The 2,017-nt window shown below is 46.5% G+C and carries 1 protein-coding gene and 1 pseudogene; one reads left to right on the top strand and one right to left on the bottom strand.

Going from position 1 to position 2,017, the window contains the following annotated elements:
• The coding region (locus QT987_RS29150; RefSeq protein ID WP_333246933.1) for a CHAT domain-containing protein at window positions 1–1,547 on the top strand (1,547 nt) is incomplete at its 5' end.
• Between the two features lie 191 nt (window positions 1,548–1,738).
• Here the strand turns inward: QT987_RS29150 and QT987_RS29145 are convergent.
• Window positions 1,739–1,987 (bottom strand): annotated as a pseudogene (locus QT987_RS29145) (IS1 family transposase); the annotation flags it as partial.
• Between the last annotated feature and the right edge of the window lie 30 nt (window positions 1,988–2,017).

Raw genomic sequence — 2,017 nt, 5'->3', positions numbered from 1 at the left:
CACCGCCTCTTGAGTCCGTAAATCCCGATCCGGCGCTGTCATTTCCTGCATCTGTGCAAGTAGAATTGCGATCGCAAAGTCAATACAACACTCCCGAAATTAGCCCGGATATTTTCGCTCCTTCTCGCAGGCTAGATTCGGCAGGTTCGGGAGTTTTAGCATTTGAGGAAATCTTTACTCGCGAGTACGAAAAATATCTGGATTTGCCCGCAAGAAGACCGATCAGCAATATGTCGGTAATTTACGAAAATCTTCGCAAAAACGAAAAAATTACCGGAATCAAATCTGCCATTATTTATATGAATTGGCTCAGCAGAGCTGATGCAGCCGCTGCCAAAGAAAATGATTCTGTACTGGTGGCAAGTCAGGATTTATCAAATCTATTGCCTGTGAAAACAAACCTCGCATCCCAGCCATCTCATCCCTTAGAAGATAAGTTGACTCAGAGGTTGTCGCCGGATGGCAAAGAAGTTTCCGATGTTCCGAGTGGCGAGCATTTAGAAATAGTGTTAGTAACAGCTAATGCTCAACCCCAGCGCGTTTTAATTCCGGCTACAACGCGCTGGCAGGTGTTGCAACTAGCTGACGCCCTGCAAACCGAAATAACTAATCCCCGAAAAAGAAGCAGCATTAGTTATTTGGATACCGCGCAAAAACTTTATCGGTGGTTAATTGCACCAGTTGCCGCAGAATTGACAGCTTTAAAGATTGACAATTTAATTGTAATTCCAGCAGCAGGTTTGCGGAGCGTGCCGTTTGCTGCTCTTCACGATGGCAAAGGCTTTTTAGTTGAGAAATACAGCATTAGTGTGATGCCGAGTCTGAGCTTAACTGATATCGGCTACGACAATATTGCGGATGATGAAATTTTGGCCATGGGGGCGTCGGTATTTGAAGATAAAGCGCCATTACCAGCGGTACCGGTGGAGTTAGAGTCGATCGCGCCGCCAAGTGAAGGAAAATCATTTTTGAATCAAGATTTTACTCTCGAAAATTTGCAAGCTCAGCGGGCAAATCAGCCTTTTGGCATCATTCACTTAGCAACTCACAGCGAATTCCAGCCAGGAGAACCGAAAAATTCTTACATTCAGTTGTGGGATAGTAAATTACGTATCGATCAAATGCGACAGTTGCGATGGAATGAACCGCCGGTGAATCTGTTAGTTTTAAGCGCGTGCAGTACCGCTTTGGGCGACGAAGATGCGGAGTTGGGGTTTGCGGGTTTGGCGGTAGCTAGCGGTGCTAAATCCGCTTTGGCGAGTTTGTGGGAAGTCAGCGATGATGGGACTTTGGGGCTGATGACTGAGTTTTATCGCCAGTTGCGGGCCCCCAGACGCGGTGGCAATTTGATGATTAAAGCGGAGGCTTTGCGGCGCGCGCAATTGGAGATGCTGCGGGGGCGCGTGCGGATTCAAGACGGGATGTTGCGAGCCCAAGGGCTTTCTGAAAGTCTAATTTTGCCTCCAGAAATTGCGGCGCGGGGCGATCGAGTGCTTTCGCATCCTTATTATTGGGCCGCCTTTACAATGATTGGCAATCCTTGGTAATGGGGATGTTGAATGAAGAAGGAAAAAGAGGCGCACCATTGTCAGCAACAGGCTTTTCGGCCTGTTCCACAATAAAATTTATCTTTTGTGGAACAGGCCGAAAAGCCTGTTCCTAAAAACCTAATTGAGAATGGTGCAATATCTCAGATGCAACCGGAAACCCTCTCAAATGTCTCGAAACTATGACATCCTAATAGTCTTCCCACCAGTCTTACCGAAGTTATTAGGGTGGTGTGATGAACTCCCTTGATTCGTTAATCGCCCGAAAACCTATACTATTGACATACATTTTTAGGCATTCCGGTTTCACAGTTTCGCTGTAACCAGGCGTGGGAGTCATAATCAGCAATAAATTGACAGCCACATTTGACACAAATGTGGTTCTGTTTTCCTTTTTTCTTAGGAATGAGAATTAAATAACTTCCACAAGTTTGTGGGATGGGCGTCCCGCCCGTCCAAAAAGGACGGGC

Source organism: Microcoleus sp. SVA1B4, from assembly GCF_036700545.1.
Classification (GTDB): Bacteria; Cyanobacteriota; Cyanobacteriia; order Cyanobacteriales; family Microcoleaceae; genus Microcoleus.
This window is presented reverse-complemented; position numbering and strand designations above follow the sequence as displayed.